This window comes from Vibrio sp. RW (assembly GCF_027587105.1).
GTDB classification, from domain to species: domain Bacteria; phylum Pseudomonadota; class Gammaproteobacteria; order Enterobacterales; family Vibrionaceae; genus Vibrio; species Vibrio toranzoniae.
The window spans coordinates 132,318-155,448 of the sequence record NZ_JAPPTM010000006.1 but is presented as its reverse complement, the minus strand read 5'-3'; the positions used below and the strand labels follow the sequence as shown (position 1 = coordinate 155,448).

Annotated in this window: 25 protein-coding genes; 14 read left to right on the top strand and 11 right to left on the bottom strand. The window is 42.0% G+C overall.

The features are described from left to right. Positions 1–27: 27 nt before the first annotated feature. On the bottom strand, positions 28–324 hold the full coding sequence (gene ihfA / locus OCT63_RS07605) for an integration host factor subunit alpha (protein WP_004734853.1): 297 nt from the start codon (positions 322–324) through the stop codon (positions 28–30). Between the two features lie 803 nt (positions 325–1,127). On the opposite strand from ihfA, the gene cqsA reads away from it, so the two are divergent. Beyond that, positions 1,128–2,309, top strand: a complete 1,182-nt coding sequence (gene cqsA, locus OCT63_RS07600) for an alpha-hydroxyketone-type quorum-sensing autoinducer synthase (protein ID WP_269983490.1) — start codon at positions 1,128–1,130, stop codon at positions 2,307–2,309. Between the two features lie 143 nt (positions 2,310–2,452). On the opposite strand, the gene OCT63_RS07595 is transcribed toward cqsA, so the two are convergent. Next, positions 2,453–4,501, bottom strand: a complete 2,049-nt coding sequence (locus OCT63_RS07595) for a hybrid sensor histidine kinase/response regulator (protein ID WP_269983489.1) — start codon at positions 4,499–4,501, stop codon at positions 2,453–2,455. Between the two features lie 425 nt (positions 4,502–4,926). After that, a complete protein-coding gene (locus OCT63_RS07590; protein ID WP_060467838.1) occupies positions 4,927–5,811 on the bottom strand; it encodes a Vmh family MBL fold metallo-hydrolase in 885 nt (294 codons plus the stop codon). Positions 5,812–5,974: 163 nt separating this feature from the next. Here OCT63_RS07590 and OCT63_RS07585 point away from each other — a divergent pair, with 163 nt between their 5' ends. Together OCT63_RS07585 and OCT63_RS07580 are read left to right on the top strand one after the other, a co-directional pair. Then, positions 5,975–6,868, top strand: a complete 894-nt coding sequence (locus OCT63_RS07585; RefSeq protein ID WP_060467839.1) for a LysR family transcriptional regulator — start codon at positions 5,975–5,977, stop codon at positions 6,866–6,868. A 182-nt stretch (positions 6,869–7,050) separates the two neighbouring features. Beyond that, positions 7,051–7,446 carry an ACT domain-containing protein gene (locus OCT63_RS07580; protein WP_269983488.1) on the top strand — a complete coding sequence of 132 codons (396 nt, stop codon included), beginning with the start codon at positions 7,051–7,053 and terminating at the stop codon, positions 7,444–7,446. 110 nt (positions 7,447–7,556) lie between these two features. Here the strand turns inward: OCT63_RS07580 and OCT63_RS07575 are convergent, their stop codons facing one another. Together OCT63_RS07575 and OCT63_RS07570 are read right to left on the bottom strand one after the other, a co-directional pair. Then, positions 7,557–9,443 carry a methyl-accepting chemotaxis protein gene (locus OCT63_RS07575; protein ID WP_161749261.1) on the bottom strand — a complete coding sequence of 629 codons (1,887 nt, stop codon included), beginning with the start codon at positions 9,441–9,443 and terminating at the stop codon, positions 7,557–7,559. 349 nt (positions 9,444–9,792) lie between these two features. Further along, a complete protein-coding gene (locus OCT63_RS07570) occupies positions 9,793–10,188 on the bottom strand; it encodes an EamA family transporter (RefSeq protein ID WP_443088546.1) in 396 nt (131 codons plus the stop codon). A 250-nt stretch (positions 10,189–10,438) separates the two neighbouring features. Between OCT63_RS07570 and OCT63_RS07565 the strand changes: the two genes are divergently transcribed. Both OCT63_RS07565 and OCT63_RS07560 read left to right on the top strand, forming a co-directional pair. Continuing rightward, the gene (locus OCT63_RS07565) at positions 10,439–11,140 is read left to right on the top strand and encodes a helix-turn-helix transcriptional regulator (RefSeq protein WP_161749263.1); all 702 of its coding nucleotides are present in this window, start codon (positions 10,439–10,441) and stop codon (positions 11,138–11,140) included. Positions 11,141–11,224: 84 nt separating this feature from the next. After that, the gene (locus OCT63_RS07560; protein ID WP_060467844.1) at positions 11,225–11,584 is read left to right on the top strand and encodes a VOC family protein; all 360 of its coding nucleotides are present in this window, start codon (positions 11,225–11,227) and stop codon (positions 11,582–11,584) included. A gap of 54 nt (positions 11,585–11,638) precedes the next feature. On the opposite strand, the gene OCT63_RS07555 is transcribed toward OCT63_RS07560, so the two are convergent. Next, the gene (locus OCT63_RS07555; protein ID WP_161749268.1) at positions 11,639–12,355 is read right to left on the bottom strand and encodes a DUF1826 domain-containing protein; all 717 of its coding nucleotides are present in this window, start codon (positions 12,353–12,355) and stop codon (positions 11,639–11,641) included. Between the two features lie 288 nt (positions 12,356–12,643). Between OCT63_RS07555 and OCT63_RS07550 the strand changes: the two genes are divergently transcribed. The 6 genes from OCT63_RS07550 (at position 12,644) to OCT63_RS07525 (ending at position 17,007) form a co-directional block, all read left to right on the top strand. Beyond that, on the top strand, positions 12,644–13,216 hold the full coding sequence (locus OCT63_RS07550; RefSeq protein WP_161749264.1) for a YceI family protein: 573 nt from the start codon (positions 12,644–12,646) through the stop codon (positions 13,214–13,216). A gap of 243 nt (positions 13,217–13,459) precedes the next feature. After that, on the top strand, positions 13,460–14,662 hold the full coding sequence (locus OCT63_RS07545) for a YbfB/YjiJ family MFS transporter (protein ID WP_269983487.1): 1,203 nt from the start codon (positions 13,460–13,462) through the stop codon (positions 14,660–14,662). Between the two features lie 21 nt (positions 14,663–14,683). Next, on the top strand, positions 14,684–15,334 hold the full coding sequence (locus OCT63_RS07540; RefSeq protein ID WP_269983486.1) for a glutathione S-transferase N-terminal domain-containing protein: 651 nt from the start codon (positions 14,684–14,686) through the stop codon (positions 15,332–15,334). A 189-nt stretch (positions 15,335–15,523) separates the two neighbouring features. Beyond that, complete coding sequence (locus OCT63_RS07535; protein WP_161679265.1) at positions 15,524–16,219, top strand: VC0807 family protein; 696 nt, start codon at positions 15,524–15,526, stop codon at positions 16,217–16,219. A gap of 338 nt (positions 16,220–16,557) precedes the next feature. Next, positions 16,558–16,833, top strand: a complete 276-nt coding sequence (locus OCT63_RS07530; protein WP_161686555.1) for an HU family DNA-binding protein — start codon at positions 16,558–16,560, stop codon at positions 16,831–16,833. Between the two features lie 27 nt (positions 16,834–16,860). Next, complete coding sequence (locus tag OCT63_RS07525; protein WP_017057472.1) at positions 16,861–17,007, top strand: hypothetical protein; 147 nt, start codon at positions 16,861–16,863, stop codon at positions 17,005–17,007. A gap of 86 nt (positions 17,008–17,093) precedes the next feature. On the opposite strand, the gene OCT63_RS07520 is transcribed toward OCT63_RS07525, so the two are convergent. After that, the gene (locus OCT63_RS07520) at positions 17,094–18,644 is read right to left on the bottom strand and encodes a methyl-accepting chemotaxis protein (protein WP_161686553.1); all 1,551 of its coding nucleotides are present in this window, start codon (positions 18,642–18,644) and stop codon (positions 17,094–17,096) included. 728 nt (positions 18,645–19,372) lie between these two features. On the opposite strand from OCT63_RS07520, the gene OCT63_RS07515 reads away from it, so the two are divergent. After that, positions 19,373–19,576 carry a hypothetical protein gene (locus OCT63_RS07515; RefSeq protein ID WP_017057474.1) on the top strand — a complete coding sequence of 68 codons (204 nt, stop codon included), beginning with the start codon at positions 19,373–19,375 and terminating at the stop codon, positions 19,574–19,576. A gap of 206 nt (positions 19,577–19,782) precedes the next feature. Here the strand turns inward: OCT63_RS07515 and OCT63_RS07510 are convergent, their stop codons facing one another. Then, positions 19,783–20,268 (bottom strand): PaaI family thioesterase, encoded by a 486-nt coding sequence (locus OCT63_RS07510; protein ID WP_269983485.1) that lies wholly within the window; start codon positions 20,266–20,268, stop codon positions 19,783–19,785. Positions 20,269–20,311: 43 nt separating this feature from the next. Between OCT63_RS07510 and OCT63_RS07505 the strand changes: the two genes are divergently transcribed. Further along, positions 20,312–20,590 (top strand): DUF134 domain-containing protein, encoded by a 279-nt coding sequence (locus OCT63_RS07505; protein WP_269983484.1) that lies wholly within the window; start codon positions 20,312–20,314, stop codon positions 20,588–20,590. A gap of 43 nt (positions 20,591–20,633) precedes the next feature. Here OCT63_RS07505 and nqrM read toward each other — a convergent pair whose 3' ends face one another. Further along, positions 20,634–20,831 (bottom strand): (Na+)-NQR maturation NqrM, encoded by a 198-nt coding sequence (gene nqrM / locus OCT63_RS07500; RefSeq protein WP_269983483.1) that lies wholly within the window; start codon positions 20,829–20,831, stop codon positions 20,634–20,636. After that, positions 20,828–21,274, bottom strand: coding sequence for a NifB/NifX family molybdenum-iron cluster-binding protein (locus tag OCT63_RS07495; RefSeq protein ID WP_269983482.1), 447 nt, complete (start codon positions 21,272–21,274; stop codon positions 20,828–20,830). Before OCT63_RS07495 ends, nqrM begins: the two co-directional genes overlap by 4 nt. 272 nt (positions 21,275–21,546) lie before the next feature. Here OCT63_RS07495 and OCT63_RS07490 point away from each other — a divergent pair, with 272 nt between their 5' ends. Beyond that, on the top strand, positions 21,547–22,035 hold the full coding sequence (locus OCT63_RS07490) for a YcxB family protein (protein ID WP_269983481.1): 489 nt from the start codon (positions 21,547–21,549) through the stop codon (positions 22,033–22,035). 211 nt (positions 22,036–22,246) lie between these two features. Here OCT63_RS07490 and OCT63_RS07485 read toward each other — a convergent pair whose 3' ends face one another. Beyond that, positions 22,247–23,053 (bottom strand): sulfite exporter TauE/SafE family protein, encoded by an 807-nt coding sequence (locus OCT63_RS07485; RefSeq protein WP_060467863.1) that lies wholly within the window; start codon positions 23,051–23,053, stop codon positions 22,247–22,249. Positions 23,054–23,131: the final 78 nt, after the last annotated feature.

The window sequence follows — 23,131 nt, the reverse complement described above, 5'->3', positions numbered from 1 at the left end:
CCACGCTTGGCGTGGTCTATTGCTTGGCTACTTTTCGATTTTAATATTCTCGACTCGGGCCTTTAGTTTTTGTCCCGGTCTAAAAGTAACAACACGTCGAGCAGAAATTGGAATGTCTTCACCAGTTTTCGGGTTACGACCTGGTCGCTCGTTTTTTTCGCGAAGATCAAAATTACCAAAACCAGACAGTTTTACCTGTTCGCCATTTTCAAGTGCTTTACGAACTTCCTCGAAAAACACTTCAACCGTTTCCTTGGCATCCCGCTTGCTGTATCCGAGTGTTTCAAACAGGTTCTCAGCCAAATCGGCCTTCGTGAGTGCCATAAAACTTTCCTCAAAGCTGTGTTATACATTGCTACCATCACCAGTAGCGCCAAAGCATTTACCCTATTCAATCAAAGAGATAAGGTCATTTACAAGGAAAGTGTATGCCAAGCTTCTGATTTTCGCCAACTTTTTTATTTGAACAATTGATTTATTCTTTCCAATCAGAAAGATAACCCACTTCGAAACTCACACATATAGCTAAAAACACGCTACTCCCGACAAACAAAATAGCACTTAAACCCAACAAAACACAATATAACAGAGTTTAATACTTTAGTTTTCTAAATGTTAATATCTGAGACTTTTATCGTATATCCAATTAAATCAGCCACTTGATTTGATATCAAACTCAACAAAGCACAGTAAACAATCACCATTCAATATGAGATTAGTATCATCTCAGTATTTTATTCGTTCAACAATCTAGAACTTTACAACCATTGCTTACGTATCAATATTGGTTATTCGATCGAAGGGCAAGTAAAGCAGTAATTAGACGACTTAATCGGAATTACCCGTCAATGTGTAAACTGAATTTATGATTTCATGTCCTTTGCTTATGACTATTAAGTCACCAAGTTGTTCATCGCTTTTTGTCATAAAAACACTGACTATTATGCTCATTACAACGAGCGTAGTTCCCCGGGACTGTAAGGAAAAACACTTACCTTAAAACCCTGAAATGCTGAGTTTGCAAGGGGGCGCTAAATTATGCAACTCGGCCAATGACAGCTCATTTATTTTTTCTAAGTATATACCCGTCAGCGCTGGCGTTTTCCTGTATTCGAAGAGAACTTATTATGAGTGATAAATTTGAAAATAAACCCTTACCTTCCTTTATCGAAGAACGCTTGAACTTTTATGTTCAAGACCTCATTACCCCAAACAAAAACCAAAGGCACTTGGTATTAGGGAAACGCCCCAAGTCGAACGCCGTGGTTATGCAGAGTAATGACTACCTATCACTATCGCATAACGTGAACATCCAAAAAGCACATAGGGATGCGATCTCAAAGCACGATGATAATTTAGTGATGTCTGCCATATTTTTGCAAGATGAACAATCTAAGCCAGCGTTTGAAACCGAACTCGCAGACTATGTTGGGATGGAAAGCTGTTTGCTGTCCCAGTCTGGTTGGGCTGCGAATATTGGGCTGTTGCAAACTATCTGCCCACCTAATACTCCGGTGTATATCGATTTTTTTGCACACATGTCCCTATGGGAAGGAATTCGTGCTGCTGGAGCTCATGCTTACCCGTTTATGCACAACAACATGAATCACCTACGTAAACAGATCCAACGTAATGGATCAGGCGTGATTGTGGTCGACTCTGTTTATAGCACCATTGGCACTATTGCCCCACTACGCGACATCTACGAAATGGCGCAAGAGTTTGACTGTGCTTTGGTCGTTGATGAGTCGCACTCGTTAGGTACTCATGGTAAAAATGGGGCGGGTTTGGTTCAAGCTTTAGGGCTGACCAACAAAGTGGATTTCATTACCGTGAGTTTAGCCAAGACTTTCGCTTATCGTGCCGGTGCCATTCTTGGACCTAAACGGCTGTCAGAGACGCTTCCATTTGTCGCTTACCCCGCGATTTTCAGCTCTACCGTGCTGCCACAAGAAGTCATTCGCTTAGAAAAAACGTTAGAGGTAATCAAAAACTCTGATGATAAGCGAGACACCTTATTCAAACGAGTCAAAACGCTCACAACAGGCCTAAAACAAATAGGCTTTAACATTCGTAGCGAGTCACAAATCGTGGCCTTAGAATGCGGTAGCGAAAGAAACACGGAGCATGTGCGTGACTTCCTCGAAGAACGGAATGTGTTTGGTGCTGTATTTTGTCGCCCTGCCACGGGAAAAAACAAGAACATCATCCGATTCTCAGTGAATGCTGACATGACTTCGCAAGATATAGACCATGTTCTCAGGGTGTGCGATGAAGCATTCAATCACCCTGAATTAGAGTTCATTTAATAATACCGTTCATGTAATCAATAAAGACGATTGAACGAAACGCACTCTATCATGTCGCAATATAAAAGAGCCCAGCATTTAACTGAGCTCTTTCTTGTCGCCTGTTATGTATGAAAAACAGCAAACAGCCTTGTAACGATAAACTAAATCCAATGTGCAATTTTATCGAATAATCGGTTCTTGTCCGCCGGCTTAACAATAAAATCAGACATGCCTGAAAGATCCATCTTCTCCAGAGTGACAGGAGAGCTATCCCCCGTATGCGCAATAATAGGTACAGATGAGAACGCTTTGTTTGCACTTCGGATACGACGAGAGGCTTCAACACCATCCATAATTGGCATCTCGATGTCCATCAGAATTAAATCGATATGATCAGTATCCAAAGCATCGAGTGCCTGCTGACCATTTTCTTTCTGAATAACATCAAAGCCTTGTTTTTCCAACAGCATAGCGGTAAAACGACGTAAGGATTCATTGTCATCGACGACCATAATTGTACGCTTGTTAGTCGTGTTTAACGGTTTCACGGACGTGGTAGTTATCGCATAACTGGAGTCAAATAGCAGGCGATCAACTGTCGTTTGGGTATTCAAAAGCCACACTTGAGTTTCAACCCAAATAGGTTCAAAAGATACATTGTGGACACGTTTTAGCGGGGAATGTTCATACAAATAGACGATTCGAGATTCCGTGAATGACAGTAAAGATTCCATTCTCTCCAGGCAATTCGCTTTTAAATCTAAGCTCTCTATATCAACAAAGATCAGATCGAACTCAAATTGGTACTCTTTTCTGTTGAGTGTTGAGGCAACGTCTAGAACCGTTAATTCAAACCCCCTAGTGCGAGCTAATTCCCTAACTTTAGCAGTGAGTATGTTTTGTTCACTCACCATCAACACATTCTTTAATTTTGTCAGTTCACTCTTGATCTCTTTTACTGCGTTCGAAGTAAGCTGCGGGAAAGTCATTGTAAACTGTGTCCACTCATTGATTTCAGACTGGCATTTTATTTCGCCACCAAATGACTTCATGACCTTTTGGCAAAATGGCAATCCCAAGCCATAGCTTCCCGATTTACCCGTCGTATAGAAGTCTTGGAATATGCGTCGAATAACATCACTTGAAATACCAGAACCGTTATCGGAAACCACTATTTGATTAGCGATATCATCACTTTGTATAGAAACATGAATATGGAAGTCTTCTGGGCTACGGTGATGGAACGCATTTTTTAACAAATTGTACATCACATACTTCAATAAAGTATCACTGCCTAAGAAACTGAACTCCCCCTGTATGTCCAGAGATATTGCTTGCTTATCTGACGCACGTTTATAATTAAAACTATCTATCGCATCACCGACCACCGTTTTCGCCGAATGCTTTTTAAAGGTAGAACGAGATACACGGTTTTCATCAATTGAGGTCAGCAACAGATCAATGGTTTCGTTGCCTGAATGAATGATATTCATCGCCTCATCACTCACTTCTCGTAGCTGTCTCACTTCTTCATCGCTCAGAACATATTGCCCTTGGTGATGACCAGCTTTTGGATTCGGCAATATAGACTGCATGACATCAATTGAGGTCAATAGGCCACTAAGAGGATTTCTCATCTCGTGTGCAATACCTGCACCAAACGACTTAGCCAAAGACACCTTCGCTTCATGCTCTAGCTGATTACGGAAATAGAATAAATTACCAAACAAGTAAATGAACAAAAAGATAGGCACGTGCGTCCAGTTCATTGTGAGTTCAAGATAAAAGCCCTGCGCCGCCCATGCACCTATTGTAGCAATGCTGATTCCAGCAAAGGTCTGCGCGAACATAACCCTCGTTACATGCACTAGTAAAATATGAAGAAATATAGCGGACATGAACGACATAACCCAAACATTGGACCAATTGTTCATTAGCAACATGAAGAAAAAGAAGCACGGTAGACAGAGTGTGATTGCCACTTGATAATAAACTGGAAGGTATTTTCTCCACTCACTCGGGATGTGATTACGATAAATGATCCCGAAGAACAATACAGAGCATAACAAGCGCAACGTTAAGTTTTCATAAGGTTGGGGGAACAGAAACTCCCAAACAATATAATAGATTGGGAAGCCGACAAAACCCATCCAACCAACGAGGGAAAGGTTTGGTTCTGCATACTGATAAACTTTACGAATAGCGTTCATACGAAATTATTTGCACTCTAAGCCCTGACATTGACTAATTATATGGTTGTTTTTATATGGTCCTTATTGAGTATATTATACATCATTCATGAGCAGTGAGGTTTCAATCATATAAGTAATAAGACTTTGTACTCGATTAAGCATATTTGGCTCGCAAATATACATGATTTACCCGTTAGGAACACTCACTGACAAAGAACTTAATATCGTAAATTGACACATATATAGCCCAAACACATACACGCTACCCGTCATACCAATTCTTATGCAACGACTATTTCATGATTGGCACTATCATCTATCAACTCAACCGTCGTCGCTCCAGTTTTGACTGCATGATCAAATACAAAACCGCACGCTCAGGAAACAAAAAATGCCCCTAAATAGGAGCACTTATGTTACTTACTGTATCAATAAAATTTATTTTAATGCCACTGCATCTCGCCGCTAAGAACCTTAGCACCAAGCTCAAGATCACCTTCAGTTGTCGAAAACTGCGGGTAAGCCTTTTTCATATAACGACTGATATCACCGGATGTTGGGTTGTTTTTACTTTCCAGAGCCTTTTCAATGTCAGCCACGTAATCAATCGTAAATTGAACACCGTTAACGCCTGATGGCATCTTACCAAGGTAATGACCTGGAATCACAACCTCTGGTTCAAGTACCTTCATTCGTTCTAAAGATTGTGACCATTGATGACGAATCTCTTTCGACTGCGTGTCTGCCATCCATACATGCACTCCGCTATATACCGAAACCCCACCAAACACCGTTTTTTCCGACGGCACCCATAGGTAAGCTTGATGCGTGTTTATTTCTTTCACTTCGATGGTTTCGCCTTCAATACTAATCGTTGTGTCGTTTAATACTGTCGGAACAATCACTTTAGAGGGTGAGTTTTCACCTAAGATTGGGCCCCAATATTCTAGTTTCGCATCTTTAGTTCGTTTGATATGCGCAACTACCGCCTCACTGGCAACGACATCAACACCTGGGAATGCATCCATCAGAGGCTCTAAACCAAAGTAAAAGTCTGGGTCACCACTGCTGATGTAAATCATCGACAATTCTTTACCCGTTGCTTCGATCTGTTCCACCAATTTCTGTCCATCAGCGACGCTAAATTGAGCATCGAACAGAACCACTTCCTTTTCACCAGAGACAAGTACTGAGCTTGCTGGGAATATCGCATTTTCACCCGGATTATAGTGAGTGATGTTTAAATCAGCAGCAGAAGCAAAACTCGATACTGCCGTTGTTGCTAAAAATAGTGCAGTTGTTGAAAAAACGTTTGATGACTTGTTCATTACTTTATTCCGTAGTTAAGAGCTGAAACTATATAGGCTCGTTGAATATGTAACGCATCTTATTTGATTAAATTTAGATTAAATAGATATCAAATTAACTTTCACTGTTGCGATTTTCGGACATATACTGTGATTCACTCGCTTTCTTTAGGTGGTAAATACAATGGATAGACTTGAGGCCATGAATGTCTTCGTCACAATAGTTGAGCGTGGCAGCTTAAGCGCGGCCGCAGAGCATCTTGAGCTCTCTCGAACCAAAGTGACACGTTATCTAGGAGAGCTGGAAGGTTGGATGGACACACGCTTGCTTCACAGAACCACTCGCAGCCTGAGCCTAACCAATGCGGGCAAAGAAACTCTTGAAATAGCCAGAGAACTGCTCGCACTTGAAGAGTCTTTAAGCGGTATCAGAAATCAGAATCGTCAGCAGTTAAAAGGACAACTACGCATTACAGCAAGTTACTCCATTGTTGATAGCTTTTTAATTGATGCTATTAGTCGCTTTATCGATCAGTGGCCTGAAGTCTCTATTGATATCATCTCGACAGACGAAACCGTCAACCTTGTGGCATCACGGATTGACCTTGCCCTTCGAATCACCAATGAACTGACACCGAATATCGTTGCCAGACAGCTCGGTGAATGTCGCTCCGTGATTTGCGTGTCACCACAGTACTTACAAAACAAAGGGACACCGTTAGACGCACAAGATTTAGCTCACCATAATTGTTTATCGTTCAGTTACTTTGGTCGAACGACATGGACATTCGATGGCCCTAACGGCCCTGAATCCGTGCCAATTAAAGGGAGCATCAGCGCTAATACACCCGAAGTTTTATTGTCTGCAACGCTCAAAGGCAATGGCATTAGTTTACAACCCTTCCCCATGGTTGAAACCTTATTGCGTGACGGTCAATTGATTCAACTACTACCAGAATGGAACCCTAAAACATTAGGAGTTCACGCCATTTATGGAACAAGGAAACAAGTGACTCCGCTCTTAAGAGCTTTTATTGACCACTTATCCAGCGAAATGGAAAATTCAACGAGTTGGTGAACAAACGCTCTCTCCCTCACGAGTCAAGTGCTCGCAGCACTCCATTAATCAAACTGATGTGGAATAAGTATTGTTCATTTTACTTATGACACATTAGTTCCTATCGTAGTTCACACCGTTCAAACTAAGCAAAGCAAAGCATGATAATCGAAACAATGTTGACTCAAATAGGACAATAAAGCATGACTGCCATTACTGATTTAGACATTCTGTTGACATCCATGTCACCAGAATTGATTGAAGGGAACTACGTATTTTGCACTGTAAAAGGGGCGCAATCGGATTACGTTCAACTTAACCCGATAGCGACTTTTCGAGAACAAGAGGGCTTAACTTTAGTTCTTGAAGAATTCGTAGCTACCAAATTTCAACTAGATTTCGATGGTGTATTTAGCCTCATCACACTCTCCGTACACTCTAGCCTCGAAGCTGTCGGATTAACCGCTGCTTTTGCTACTAAGCTTGGATCATATGGCATTAGCGCCAACGTTATTGCAGGCTACTATCACGACCATATTTTTGTGCAAAAAGAGAAAGCTGCAACCGCGATGAAAGCGCTACAAGAATTCTCAGAGTAAAAATAACGAACCCGTTAAGGGGCTAAGTACAAAAAAAGCGACGTAATCTACGTCGCTTTGGGTTATTGCTCACCGCTCTCTAACTGATCAGGCATCAGCTAGCTAGCCAGTTAAGCAAGTTTAAATGTCGCTACTTTGTCACTTAAGCTAGCGGCTTGATTCTTAAGTTCATTCGACTCAGTTAAGCTATCTTGTGAGCCTACCACCAACTGATCGGTCACATCTTTAATAGACGTAATGTTTTGAGTGATTTCACCCGTCACATGAGTTTGCTCTTCAGCTGCAGTCGCGATTTGCGTCGCCATGTCACTAATTAAAGCGACGGCAGTGTTGATTTCTTCTAACGCATGAGAAGCTCTGTCGGCATCTTCCACAGAATGTAATGCCAGCTTAGAACTGCTCTCCATAAGCTCAACAGCTTGACCCGTTGTACGCTGTAGAATATCAATCGTTGATTTTATTTCTTCTGTTGAAGAGTGTGTGCGCTGTGATAGAACACGTACTTCATCGGCAACCACCGCGAAACCACGCCCCTGCTCACCAGCGCGAGCTGCTTCAATCGCAGCGTTCAAAGCAAGTAAATTCGTTTGCTCTGCAATGCCTTGGATTGTCGCTAATACGGTTGAAATCTCTTGAGCGTGCTTGTTTAGCGCACTAATCACATTACCCGCTTCGTTAACTTCATTTGCTAAATTATTGATTGAACCTTTAGTATCAACCACTAACGCGTGGCCATTATTCGTGCTTGTTGCTGAATCTTGTGCCGCTTTTGCGGTTTGCTCTGCATGCGATGCAATTTCTCGTGTTGCGCTGGCCATTTCGGTTACAGCCGTCGCCACCATAGTGATTTCTTGTTGCTGATGATTAAGCTCGCTCACCGAAAGGTTAGCTCGCTGTGCGCTTTGTTCTGATTGGCTATTCAGTTGTTCTGATTGCCCACGAATATGCCCAATTAACTGCTGTAAGCTGCCAACAAACGTATTGAAATTCTGCGCTAACTCGCCGACTTCATCTTGGTTCTCTACATGAATACGTTGAGTTAAGTCACCACTACCATTCGCAATTTGTGCCAAAGCGTTAGAAACATGATTAAGTGGACGGAATAGAATGGTACATAACAGGTTAAACAGCACCGTACATACAATCACTACAAATAACGTCACTAAAATTTGGCCAATCACAGCATCAAATAACGGTGCAACCAAAGAGTCATGATTAACAACGCTGACGGTAATCAGGTTCGTCCCATCAATAGAACGCGCGTAAAGAACATAATCGCTTCCGTTCAACTCTATTGTTGTGTTTTTTCCGCTAGCTAGCGCTTTCTGGACATCAGAAAAGTCCAATCCAAGTGAACTGATATTCTTATTCAATAGCTTAGTATCAGCGTGTGTGTAAACCGTACCCTTACCAGTCGCGATAAACATGTAGCCTTCCCCAGGAAGGATCACTTTCTCTAAACTATTTAAAATATCGGTAATCTCAACATCTGCCCCTAGGACAACCTGATCGCCATGCAATTGCATCGCTTTACCTAACGATACAACGTTTGCACCAGTGGCAGCCGCAACCGTTGGGTTATCCATAAACACTTTGCTTGGATTCGCTACCGCATTGGTGTACCAACCCCATTGGCGAGGGTCATCATTACCTGCAGGAAGTACAACTCCGTTCGCGTTCTTTTGCGAACCATCAGGAAACGCCAAGAAGACATTATCAAACGAAGCTGAATCACGAACTTGTTTAAGGTGAGTAACCAAACTTTCTTTTTTGGACTCTTTCGACAGAGACGTCAACGCACGCTCTTTAGATAAAATCCAATCCGATACGTATTGGTTATAAGAAGCCGATGTCCCTTCTAAACGTTGTTCAACTTCAGTATCTAATCGTTGCAATGAAGCTCGGAAAGAAAGAGCTTCGACCAAAATCCCCCCCAGGATAATGGCCATGCTGGCAGAGATAGCCAATTTATTTTTAAGCGAGAGTTTCTTTAACATAGGAAACCTATAATTTGTAAGTAAAAACCGAGGCGAACAAATTCGTTGCCAAGACGGTTGCAAGCTGAATATATTTTACGCTTTAAAATAAATTAAAAAAACTAACCAACCAGTTGTATTACCAATATCTGTGAACTAGAAATTAGATCCAGATCAACTCACAAACTAGAACGACATACGTTAAGAATAAATGACAATGTTCAGATGATTAAAGGCCAAGCCTTTTGCTTCATTGATAATAATCTACTCAACAAAAAAGGCTTTAAAATTACGAGGCCTCTGATTAACATCCTCCCCCTGAAGAATGATTCACATTAACGACATGAGTTGAGGTATCACTTAACAACAGCTAGCGACTTTTAGCTAAAGTTTGATTGATAAACAATGCGGACAAAATGACCACCAACGCTAGCCACGTTGTTGTTTGAACAGACTCATCCGCAAGTAGTACACCAATCAAAACACCCACTGCAGGTACAAGGTAGTTAGTCATCGAAGTGAATACCGCTCCCGCATTTTTTATACTCATCATATAAAGATAATAAACAACACCTGCACACAGAACTCCCAAATAAATCAATATTGCTCGAAGCGTCCCTACCCAAACAGGAGAAAAACCCTCAAGAGAAATTTCCTGAAAAACAAACTGTGAGCCCCAAATAAGCCCTATTGCGATTAACGTTAAGTAATTTTTTAGCATGTTTATATTGCCTAAAAGATTAAAGCTCAATGTTTTACATGACATTCTGTGACCTATTAAGTTGTGTTTTTTGAACGTTTTAGAGTGTAAAACTTCAAGCTAACTTTAAGTCAATGGACATTTTCAACTATCTAAAGCTAAATCCATAATATCTTTTTAATCAGGATATTAAGTATAAAATTCGCCCCTCTGAGTCAGAGCCCACGCCTACTCACTAGCTAATTATTAAGGCACTCTAGCGTTCACATTTTCAATACATTAATCTTATAAGTTGTTATTTCACCAGAGTGTCCTTATGTCCCGAAGCCAACGCCTCTTCGACCTGCTCCAATTATTGCGCTGTCATAAACACCCAGTGTCTGCCGATCACCTCGCTAAAGAGCTAAACGTGAGTACTCGCACCATTTATCGCGATATCGTGACATTACAAGCGCAGGGCGCTGAAGTTGATGGTGAAGCCGGAGTGGGTTATCAATTGAAACCCACCTTCACTCTCCCACCGATGATGTTTTCAATGGAAGAGTTGGAAGCGCTGCGGCTTGGCGCAGAATGGGTAGCCAAGCAAGCCAATGGAGAATTCAGTAAATCGGCTAGAAATGCCATCGCCAAGATTTCTGCCGTGTTACCTGCCGACCACCACGCCAAACGCAATGAAGACATTGTGCGTGTTGCTTCAATCATTGAGGTTGCAGAGTTAGCCATCGAACTGTCAGATATCAAGTTAGCAATTAAGCAGCAGAACAAAGCTGAGATTCATTACACAGACGCAAAAGCTAATGTGAGTTTAAGAATCGTTTGGCCAATGTTGATTGGTTTATTCGAACAGCACTATGTTTTGGTCGCTTGGTGTGAAGCGCGAAATGCGTATCGTAATTTCAGGCTAGATAGAATGGCTGAATGGAAAATGCTTGAAGAGAAATATCAGCTCCCGCGTCATGACTTGATCAAAAATTGGCAGAACATAGAAGGCATTGCAGATAAAGTGATTCGCTACTGACAAAAACTGTCACTGGTACACGCTATAGTTCTCTCAACCCAATCGAACTCGATGCAAATCGAATTGACCAGCCTAGGAGCTATTATGTTTACCATTGATTCATTTGTTCTTTATGTCGCAGACATTCATCGCAGCATGGACTTTTACGCCAAAGCATTTGATTGCGAGCCAAAGCTTCTATCACCGACCTTTGCTGCCCTAGACTTTGCAGACAACGTTAAAATCACACTCAAACAGGCTGACTTTCTAACACCAGCAAGTACTGTTAAGGGCGGCGGTACTGAGATCTCTATGCCTCTCGCAGACAAAGAAACACTGGAAAACCTCTATGAAGCATGGACAGAAAAAGGAATCCAGTTTGAGCAAGCGCCAAAAGAGTCCGTTTACGGCATCAACTTCCTTGCGGTTGACCCAGACGGACACCGTATCCGCATCTTCGCTTAAATTGAGACGAGCAAGCTGCACCTAGCAGCTTGCTCATCTCATCAAAAAAGCTTACTAGCCGAAATCTAACGTCAGCAATAATCGAGTCTCGTCAGATGAAGTAACGGGAGAGCGATGCACAAGGCCCGCATTTTCATTGCCACTCCAACTCTCTCCTTTCAATAACGCCACATCACCACTCGCCATTTGCTGAATATCAGGTTCATGAGCGTATAAGCCTGAAGCCGAATCTGGCTGTCCGTTGCTTCCGCGACCAAGCTTCGAACGATCGACCACGTAATTTGGCAACCATTGAGTCGCGACACCATGATAGGTAGTCACTAAGCGGCAAGGTACTTGGTCAACATGAAAACGGGGGCACATCGCTTTATTCAGAACCGCTAGACGCAGCCCTACTTCTTCAAGATCGAACAAACAACAGAACATATCCACCAACTCCGCCATGTTTTCTAATAGCGCTTTAGAAGCCGTTCCGTCGGTCGCGAATTCCAATTTCTCATAAGCGTTGTTGGGTGAAAGGCTAATAGACTTACTAAAGTTGGGGTTAGACGCGATAAACTCACCGATGGCACCTGTTAAATCAGCATCAAATGTACGCTGCCAAATTGTAATATTAATATCGTTTTGATAGATATCTGCCAGTACCGTTGGCTGCTCAGAAGCACGAAAGCATGGCTTGTGACTCACCTGGTCCTTGATACTCACGGCGGAACTAATGTTAAGTGGCTGATTACTATTGGTCGCCAAAGGCTTCGTTAACACGGCATTCATTACGTCATCTCCTTGATACATGCTTATCGTCTTCCTCTTACCGATACGATCGTTAGTCACAGCAAGAGTGATTTTTGGTTATGTTATAACATAACCAAAAATACACAAGTAACTTAGCCGATCATGGTTCCAATAATATGTCGATGCTCTACTTTCCTCAGGTAATTTGGTGGATGCTAAACTAAGCTTTTATCGATCTTTCTTTTCCAAAAGATGTGTCAAAGAAGTTCTTCAAGCGAACAGCTCAATAACGTTAAATCTATAAATTAATCAACATGGTGACAACTTATGAAAAAACGAATACCTACGCTCGGTCTTTTTTGCATTCTCATTTCTGCGCCATCTTTTGCAGAAACGGGCTACACGTTAGATCCGAAGTTATCGAACGTTACATTCGCAACCATTAAGAAGCAGTTTGTTGTCGAGTCCGCATCCATAAAACCTCTATCGGGCGGGCTTACAAAAGAGGGTCAGTTTTCCATTTTATTAGATTTGAAGACCGTCAACACCGGAGTCTCGATTCGCGACCAGCGACTTAATGAGCTCTACTTTGAATCGATGACTTTCCCTGAAGTGAAGATTTCAGGAAAGGTTGACCCTTCAATGCTATCTGGCAACCCGAAAAATACGACCATCGAAACTGAAGTCACCTTACACGGCGTAACCAAAACCATCGACTTCCCGGTTATGGTTGTTCCGTCTGAAGGTTTTGTTATGGTCAATTCAACATCAACCATCATCGTCAATGGCGCTGATTTTGGGATATCGACTGAGAACCTAAACAAGCTTTCAGCAACTGTCGGCGGGCTAGCGATTTCTGACAAGGTTCCGCTAAACTTCAATCTACTCTTCGATAGATAGTGGAATCGCACCTCCCCTATTGGTGGGCCGTATCTGAACCTAAGCATTCAAACACATGAGCTATTATGCCTGGCTAATGGACGCTTTAGATTCAGATTGGTATGACTAACAGCGTAATGATATTGATAGGAAATCATGTCAGTATTAAGCGTAATACAAAGCCTAAACTGAAAATCAAAGGCATACCAAAAACCTTAACTCGTTGCTAAAACACCTAACGTTACCAAAGAGAACTTCTTTTCTATGCTGAATAAAAACATTGTTAATCAAGACAGTTTAGCCGGAATGGGAGCTACCCTGATAGGCAATGGAATCGGTAGGTTCGCGTACATAGCCTTAATGCCAGCTTTGATCCAAAGCGGTTGGTTTAGCGAAAGTGATGCGTCTTATCTTGGTGTGGCAACGCTTTTGGGATACATATTAGGGGCTCCTGCTGCCAACATATTATTGCGTTACTTTAGCGCAGGTCAGTTGATTCGTGCAGCCATGTTAGTAAGCAGTTTTAGTTATCTTAGCTGTGCAATGCAGGATGCACCTTTATCATGGTTTTATGCTTGGCGCACTTTAGCTGGTGTAGCCGGTGCTATGTTAATGGTTGTCGCCCCACCGGTTATTGTTCGTAAATTCAGTTCCGATGTAAAAACTAGAGTCAGCGGCGTCATATTTTCGGGCATCGGTATCGGCGCGATGTTATCGGGTACATTAATCCCAATACTGATTTATTTCAGCCTAATATCTGCTTGGATCGGAATGGGAGTCATAGCACTAGTAACGACTATGCTCACTTGGAATGCATGGAAAACCCAGCTTAGCTCTTCAAAAGCGCACTATATTGACGCGTCTTTCTCTCAACTTTCGAGACCTAAATTAGTGAGCGTATTGCTTATTCTAATCGCGTATACCTTCGACGCCGTTGGGTATCTTCCTCACACCCTGTTTTGGGTCGATTACATTGTACGAGAACTAAACATGTCGTTTACTAGTGGCGGCTTGTTCTGGGCAACCTTCGGGATAGGCGCAGCCATTGGCCCACTGATTACCGGCATCCTAGGAGATAAGCTCGGCGTTAAAACCTCGCTCTGCATAGCATTTAGCTTAAAAGCACTAGGCGTAGCACTACCGCTATTAAGCTCCCACCCGGTTACCCTTGCTATTTCTTCATTATTGGTTGGTATTTTCACTCCGGGAACCGTAACACTGATATCGACTTACACATTGGAAACCGTGGGTTATGAACTGCACACAAAAGCATGGGCTGGGATGACCCTATCTTTTGCGATATCACAAGGAGTGATTGGCCTGTTAATGGCGTACTATCTGAACCACGCAGCGTCATACAATTTGCTGTTTGCGATAAGTGCGCTCGCTTTAACGTTGTCTGTGGTTTGTATTTTGTCGACATCAACTTGCCCTACTTCTAAATCAAGGTTTCAGTCGGTCAAGTAACTCATTAAATAAGGGATTATCATGCAACTTTACCTCAACGAAACGTCGCCTTTTTCACGCGTCGTAGTAGCAACGGCACTGCTATCACGCAGCTCACCACTATCATTTGTTTGGGTTGACCCATGGAGTTCTCCAGAGAACCTAAAAAGAGTCAACCCGTTTTGTCTAATCCCTGCGTTAGAGCTTGAAGACGGCACATCGCTCACCGAAAGTTTGTGTATTTGCCAGTACCTCATTGAAACCTATCAACCTCAAACACTACGCCAAGTGACGTTCGGTGATACCAATGAAATGCAACAATTGGGAACAGCCAAAACATTAATGGAGATAGCGTTTCGAACCGCAGCGATCACTCGCTATTCAGACAACGATAATCCACTTATACAAAGAGGAAAAGAAGGCATTCTTGGTTCATTAAAGCAACTTGACCAAATGATAGAACAACACGGACTAGACGCTCACCTTACTAATAACCTCTCTACTCTGTACCTCCATGTTGCTCTAGATTATGTGAAATTCCGTCATGCTACATTGTTTGGTGAAGTTGATAGCCGCAACATAATCGATTTCATGCGACAGTCCCCCTTTGGGAGCATATTGTCTCAAATCAATATCGACGCTTTAGCTCAAAAGCCCACCTATGATCAATTATTTGTGGCCTGTAGCCTGTAGCCATAAAATAACAAGTATGACTAACGTAGAGAAAAGCACAGTTAGAATGGGTTATACTTAGGCTGACATTAATATATTTCCATTAGTGTCACATGTCGTTACATAGCATGAAGCCTTAGTGCTTTACATCTAGGACTGGGTAAAGAACAATCCCAGAGAATAAATCCATAACATAATGTATTTAGAATTATGAGTAACACAGAAAACAAACAATCGAGCCCTCTATTCGAGATTCTTTTTAACGTATTTCTCCCTTCTTTCATCCTAATGAAGTTCAGTGGAGATGAACACCTTGGAACGGGTTTAGCATTACTTGTCGCGCTAGCCTTCCCTATCGCTTATGGTGGTATGGAGCTCATACGTAACAAAAAGTTTAACTTCATCGCGGCCCTTGGCTTTGTTAGCGTACTATTAACGGGCGGCATCGGTTTCTTCGAGCTGGACACTCGTTGGTTAGCGTTAAAAGAAGCCCTGATCCCAGGCTTAATAGGTTTAGCGGTTCTTGGATCGACGTTCACTCGATTCCCATTTATCCAAAAAGTCATCTTCACGCCTGCGCTACTAAACACTCCTCTGATTGAAGAGCGCTTAAGGCAGTTCGGCAACCAAGCGCAGTTTTACCGTTGTCTGATGACATCAAATTACCTGTTCGCCAGCACTTTCGCATTCTCTTCTGCGATGAACTATTTTCTAGCAACTTGGATTGTAACAAGCCCTACAGGAACACCAGCCTTTAATGAAGAACTTGGTAAGTTGACACTTTACAGCTACCCAGCGATTGCCATACCAAGCCTTTTAATGATGCTTGGTATTTTCTATTACATCTGGCGCCAAGTCCGCTCCATGACCTCGCTAGAAACAGAACAAATTTTTGTTACTAAATAGTCTAGACACTGTTCCTCACTGTATGACTGAAAGCCCAGCTTATCGCTGGGCTTTCAGTCTCTGTCGCCTCGTTAGGCTGCGGCTTACGATTGAACTTATGAACCAAACGATAAGTTTGAGGTCACATTTCTCGAATAAACTTAGATAACCAAACTTTAAGCGACTACTAATTAAAGGGTTGCAATTAATCGAACTGAAAAGGGTTTTATCATCAATCTTGTTGATTACTTTACAAAAACCCTACTCAAGCGTTAACACCATTTCAGTCCCTATTGCTAAGATAGAACAAGCTCGGTGTAAGAATAAGCACCTGCCGTACTCAATAAGGAATATAGAATATGAACAAATCTCAATTAGTTGAACACATCGCTACTTCTGCTGATATCTCAAAAGAGCAAGCGGGTTCAGTGTTAAGTGCTCTCGTTGAAGGTATCTCTGGTACACTAGCTAAAGGTGATGACGTAGCGATACTAGGATTTGGTAGCTTTAAAGTTAACACCCGTGCCGCCCGTACTGGCCGTAACCCACGCACAGGAGAAGAAATTCAAATATCCGCATCAAAAGCGCCAGCCTTTAAAGCAGGAAAAGCACTAAAAGAGGCGTGTAACCTTTAACGAAGCAAACAAACAAGGAAATTTACGATGACTACGCCAAAGGAAAAAGCGAAAACCAGTCGTAGTAAGAAAGCAGGCAAGTCAACCAAAGCACCCGCTGAAACGCCTAAAGTCCGTCAACGCATTGAAGTGCTTCTTGAAGAGCGTGAATTAGCCAAACTGTTAGCGTTATAGTTTATTCTACTTTTAATGCCACTGCAGTCTTGCAGTGGCATTATTCGTTAGAAAACAATGCTTATAAACTGGCTAAATGATGCTTATTAAAATCGCGCTACCCCTTTTCTTAACTCATTCAAACTGGACACACTTTGCTCATATTGCTTTTTACTGTCTTCCATTAGAGTGTGCGAAGCTTCTGCTTTACTGTGAATAGAAAGAATATTCTGGTTAATCTCTTCTGATACATTGACTTGCTCTTCAATAGCTACGGCTATCTGATTATTCCTATCAACCACTCCCTGTACTTTTTCACTCAATGAAGTGAGACTTTCTAGGGTTGATTGAATCGTACTTTGAGTGCGCTTCGCTTTTTCAGTACCATTGTTAACGGCAATGACTGACTGGCCACTTCCCGCGCATAACTTTTCAATAACAGCTTGGATCTCTGTTGTTGCTTCTTGCGTTTTTTGAGCAAGCACTCTTACCTCATCTGCCACTACCGAGAACCCTCTTCCTGAATCGCCCGCACGTGCGGCTTCTATCGCGGCATTAAGTGCTAACAGATTGGTTTGGTTTGCAATCGCGTTGATCATCTCTATAACGGAACTAATTTGCTGCGTCTCCCTTTCTACAGAAAGAGATATTGTCGATATGTTATCTAATTCATTAGTGAGGTCGACAAAATTTTCTTCGACTTGGTTTAACTCTTTCTGACAAGATAAAAGCTCTTGCTGCGTACTAAAAGTGGAATCCAACGTACCTTGCGCATTTTGAGAGATTTCACTTGAAGCCGCCTGCATTTCGTTGATAGCAGTAGCTGCCATATCAATTTCTGTCTTTTGGTTTTCCAGGTTTTCAGACACAGTAGCGTTCGATTCTGCCGTTTTATTCGCTTGCTTGAGGGTCATTTCGCATGAGTCACTCACCGAAATCCGTATTCTACCCAGCAATGCTTTTGTATATTGCTTCCGCGCTTTCATTCCCAAAGCAATTTCAGATAGATCATCCACCTTACCAAAATAAATATGCTCCATCAGAGGGTTGTTAAATTCCTCTTTTGCTATTTTACAAATACTTTCTAAACGGCGCGTCAAAATATAAATTGAGATTGCCCCCGCCAAAAATAATATAAAGAAACTTTGCAGTACCGTTATGGCTTGATTAAGGTGAAGCGCATAAACACCTCCCATTAACAATATCGAAATGAAAGTTTGACGCTGCCAAAGCCTTGTTTTAGGTAATATAAGCTTAAGCGGTGTTTTTCCCTTATTCAAAGTACTATATGCTTTATCTGCTCGTGCAACATATTCTCTTTTTGGTTTAAACCGAACAGACTGATACTCAACAATCTCATTGTCTTCTTTTAAAGGAGAAGCAAAAGCATCAACCCAATAATAACCGCCGCCTTTTCGTTGGTTTTTTACCATACCCATCCAGTTATTGCCTGACTGAATGTGCCCCCACAAGTCCTTAAATGCGGCTTTAGGCATATCACTATGACGAACCACATTGTGATACTCACCTATTAGCTCTCCTTCTTTATAGCCTGCAACTTCATTAAAATGGGGGCTTGCATACTTGATTTTGCTAGAAGGGTCCGTCACTGAAATTAAATTATACGAATCGGGGTAATCATACTCTTGCTCTGCCATAAATATTTCCCTATTTAAACGAGATAACAGCCAATTTATTGTGCGACCCGTCCATGTCACACTGTGCTAAAATAGAGCGTGATTCACCACCTCACCCTAGCAAAAACCACTAGCCATTGATTTGATATGATTTTTCATTGAGTAAAGTCGATATCAGAGCAGCCCAAAGGTTACTTAACAAATCCAAACGGCATACTCACTCACATTAATTCAATCTATTTCATATCAATATGAAATAAGGTTAGCTTATGGAAAATAAAACGGGATTGCTCAACATCACATTCCGCAAGGTCATAGCGTATCGCCCCAAACATTTCGCTATCTTCAATTTTTATCACTAAAAACCAATAAGATTATACAATTAAAGTCTAATATAAACTTGAAATAAAAATATCATCTTAAAATGGCTTAATAGATCCCAAAGATAACCACTTTCCCGAAAATCAAGGCACTGTTTTTATCTCGTTAGTAATAAGCAAATATACTGGCGTAAAAATTTTGGTTCTTTTGGCACTCTTATTTATTTCTTAAGCTAACTCCACCTTGCAGTACAACCCACTTCCAAAAACGAAACTTTAGCTTACTGGTTTTCAACTGATATCGCGTTGACGGTTACGTTTGAGAAGCGCATGCTTTTATTTCCGAGCAAGGCCGTTCTTGGTGGCATTAATAACTTAACCCGCCGATAACTGGTTCTGTGTAACGTACCTAATGAAATGGCAGGTCACATGAATAAAGTTATTATGTTAGTGATGGGGCTGCTTTTCACCAGTCGATTGTTTGCTAGTATCGTGCCTCACGTTAGCCAACTTGAGCATGATGCGCCGATTCTCCTTCGCTCAGCATTGATTGTGGGTGTTGCCGCTTATGTTGTTTGGACAGCGTTCAAATACTTCAAGAAAAACAAAGCCTCTGGTTCAGACCAGCAGTAACGAAACACCACCAAAAATCCTTGGCGTATGTCGCAGATGTCGATTGCTTGTCCGCAAAGTATTCGACTAAGATTTTACGTCACTTCCAATACTCCCGAATTTGCAGCAGTGCGCGGTTTATCTCTTCTTCATACGGGTTATATTCCGTGATGATGAAACCGTAGTTGGACTTTTATAGCTGATAAAGCAACACCGTTATGCCAAGCTTAAGCTTGATAGCTAGAAACTGACATAAACTGGCTTTGTGCTGACGAACACAGCCTCCCATTCTGAGTGATTTTACTCTCTAAGAAATGAATGTTGCGTCTGCTTTTGACCCAATGTGCGCGAACTTCTAGCTCCTGTCCAATCGCTATTGGGTGATGAAAGCGAGACGCTAAACTCACCGTCATCGCATTGATACTGTTTTGGAACAGGCAATGCAGCATCGCGCAATCGTGTAACGTAGAGACTATGCCGCCCTGCATAATGCCATCGTAGCCCTCAGCTTTATCTGTTGGTACAATCTTGGCGATAGCTTGATACTTAATTAACGTTTCATATTTAGCTAAAAGTTCTTTCATAGCTAAAGGTTCATTCTTTGCTAAGGACTCGTGCTCGCTAACTGCTTCAAAGCAAATTGGGCTGTCTGAAAAGAAGTTTTGGCTGCATACTTGGCAGCGCCGATGGTTGTGAGGAATGAAAACTTTCATACTTACCCTTATTCCTTTTACCCTTAGATTCCTAGAGATTGATATGGCTCGACCAAAAAAACATCGCCAGTTATGTACCCGTGCGGCTTACTCTTGTTTCAAGCCCAATGGTGTTCCTATGGATGAGCTTCATAAGGAAGAACTGCTGTTAGAAGAATTGGAAGCCTTGCGCTTAGCGGATCAAGAAGGTCTGAGCCAACTTGAAGCCGCCGAGCAAATGCAGGTGTCTCGCCAAACGTTCGGCAACATCATTAAACGTGCACGAACCAAAGTTGCTAAGTGCATCGTCAACGGCTATGCATTAGTGATTCAAGGCTCATAATCCGAAGCTTTAACTTTGTTTATCTCGAGGCTCTCAAAGAATATTAATGTGATGGCTCAGTAATCTGATACAGCTTTCGGCTTGGTCCTTCACACACATCTTTGCAATTGCATTCGCGCTCGATATCTAAATGCGCGAGTCCTCCACAACTGCCTTTGATTGGCTTACGTGAAAAAATCACGCCTGTCGCCATCAAAAAAATGATTCCAACAAAACCCAATAGTGTCAGTAAGAAAGTCATTTACGGACACCTCGAATTACACTGAACCTGTTCAACTGGGGCGTGAGAATCGAGGCTTTGTTCTTGTGTCCTTTATCACCGCACGTTCTATGACCGCACCCGCCATTTCGCGGCTCTCGACCATAATCGATATCGGTGACTTCTTGCAGATTGTTGAAGTCCAAAGTCGCCACTTCCGCCTTTCCTTTAGACGAAAAAACACGAATATCGTTATTGAATAAGTGCGCCAACATCTTCTTCCCAATGTGTCGAACCACCACAGCGTTCACATCGTAAGATTTAACGACAGACATCCATTGCTTCTTCTTATTACACGTGCTGTCGGACTCACCCAAAGGGATAAGATGCTTTATTTGTTGTTGCTCATCGACAATCGCTATCTGCGGAGAACGAGCAAAGTGGTTGCCGACATGGAGATCGCGACAAGGTACTGCGTATAACATGGTTACTTCCTGTTATTGATGATTAGGAGTTCAGAATACGCCTCATTATTAGCATATGCCAATAACTATTGTGTGAAAAATTAGATTGCATACCTAGCGTCGTGTATTTATCTCAACGAGTAATCCACTACGGTATTATTGATTTACAAAATAGAATCAAAACCGCTAAAGAAAAGCACCGAGAAACGATACAATGCTCGAGTTGCGAGAGCACGGTGTAGAATACCCATTTACAGAAAGCCCATTCACAAAGAGCATTAAAGTAGCCACACATGTCTAAAGAATCCGGTTTCACCACAGAATACACCCTCGACAAGGCGTTTTTCGCAGAGTGTTATGATCAAACTAGCGTTCCGACTCAATTTCCAAAAGCCTATTTAAAAGGAATACTGTTTCTTGTTTTTGGTGTGGTTCTATTAGAGTTTGAACTATTACCGAACGGTTACGTTGGCTGGTTCTTTATTGTTTTGAGTGTGATTGAAGCGTTCAGTGTGTACTGCAAGAGAACCTGGTGGTTATGGCGACAAAGAATCAGCTCAGGTGCTGGTAGCAAAGTCGTGTTTCAAGGTGACACTAACGGTGTGGGTTACAAAAACCATAAAACCACGAATACTATCGCGTGGAATCAAATCGACGAACTTCAACAAACTGATTTAGGGTTCATCCTTCATATCGGTAAACAGCGCCAGTATGTCAGCAAGTCTTGTTTAAGCGATGAAGCAATCGCGTTCATGATTGAGCAGCACGAAGCATCAAAGTAAGCCAGTTTTTTTTGCTTAGCCCCCTTCTAACGCTCTCTGATTTAGGTTTATCAATATATGTGTAAAATAAAGAGAAGGTTAGGAGGGAGCCTGTTTGACCATGACTTGAGAGCCATTCATCAAGACTCATGATGAATTCAGTTTGATCATTTTATCAACGCCATTTTTGATTTTTCTGTAATAAGGCCCAATTAGCTCTATTTGAATAACCCTAATTGAGTGCCTGTATTAACATTTTAAAACTTAGAAGAACACACAGGATACCAACTATCTTCTTAAGTGTTTTACTCGGGAAATAGTCAGCGCAACGAACGCCAAGGCTAGTCGTGAAATAACTACTAATGGAGAAGCTAATCATAGCTGGCAGATATATGTACCCTAAAATTAAACTGTCCCAGTCTGTGTTTCCCCAGCCATTTAACATGTACCCGAGGCTTCCAGACAGCGCAATAGGAAAACCTATGGCAGCAGATGTGCCGATAGCACGTTTTACCTCAAAATTTTGCTGGACAAGATAAGGGATGATCAAACCCGCACCACTTATTGAGACAAGTGCTGAAACCGAACCAACCACGGAACCAATAGCGATATTACCAACGGCTCTATGTGGATTTTGGTTGTACTCATGCTCTGTGTTTCGAAACATTTTATAAGCAATGTACAACATAAATACGCTGAAAAAACCCGCTAAATAGGCCCCCTGTAGATAGGATGCTACGAATGTAGCGCAAAATGTACCAACTAAAACTCCACATAACATTTTGATCACCATGATTGAGTCAACATTCTTTTTTTTGTAGTGAGCGCGCATGCTCCCCAGTGTTGTGATAATCATAGAAGCCATGGACGTTCCTAATGCTAGGTGAATCACTTCATTATTAGCTACTCCTTGTATTGAGAATAGAAACGCAAAAATAGGAACAGCCATTCCTCCCCCTCCTACTCCAACGAGCCCTGCAAGGAAACCAACCCCTAAACCTGCAGCTATGTAATATAAGATAAAGATAGGTTCGCTCATAATGGCTCCGCTTTTAATCAGTATGTTAGTTGCGGAAATGTTACGTGAAAGCTAACCTGTCATGGTAACGTTAATTGG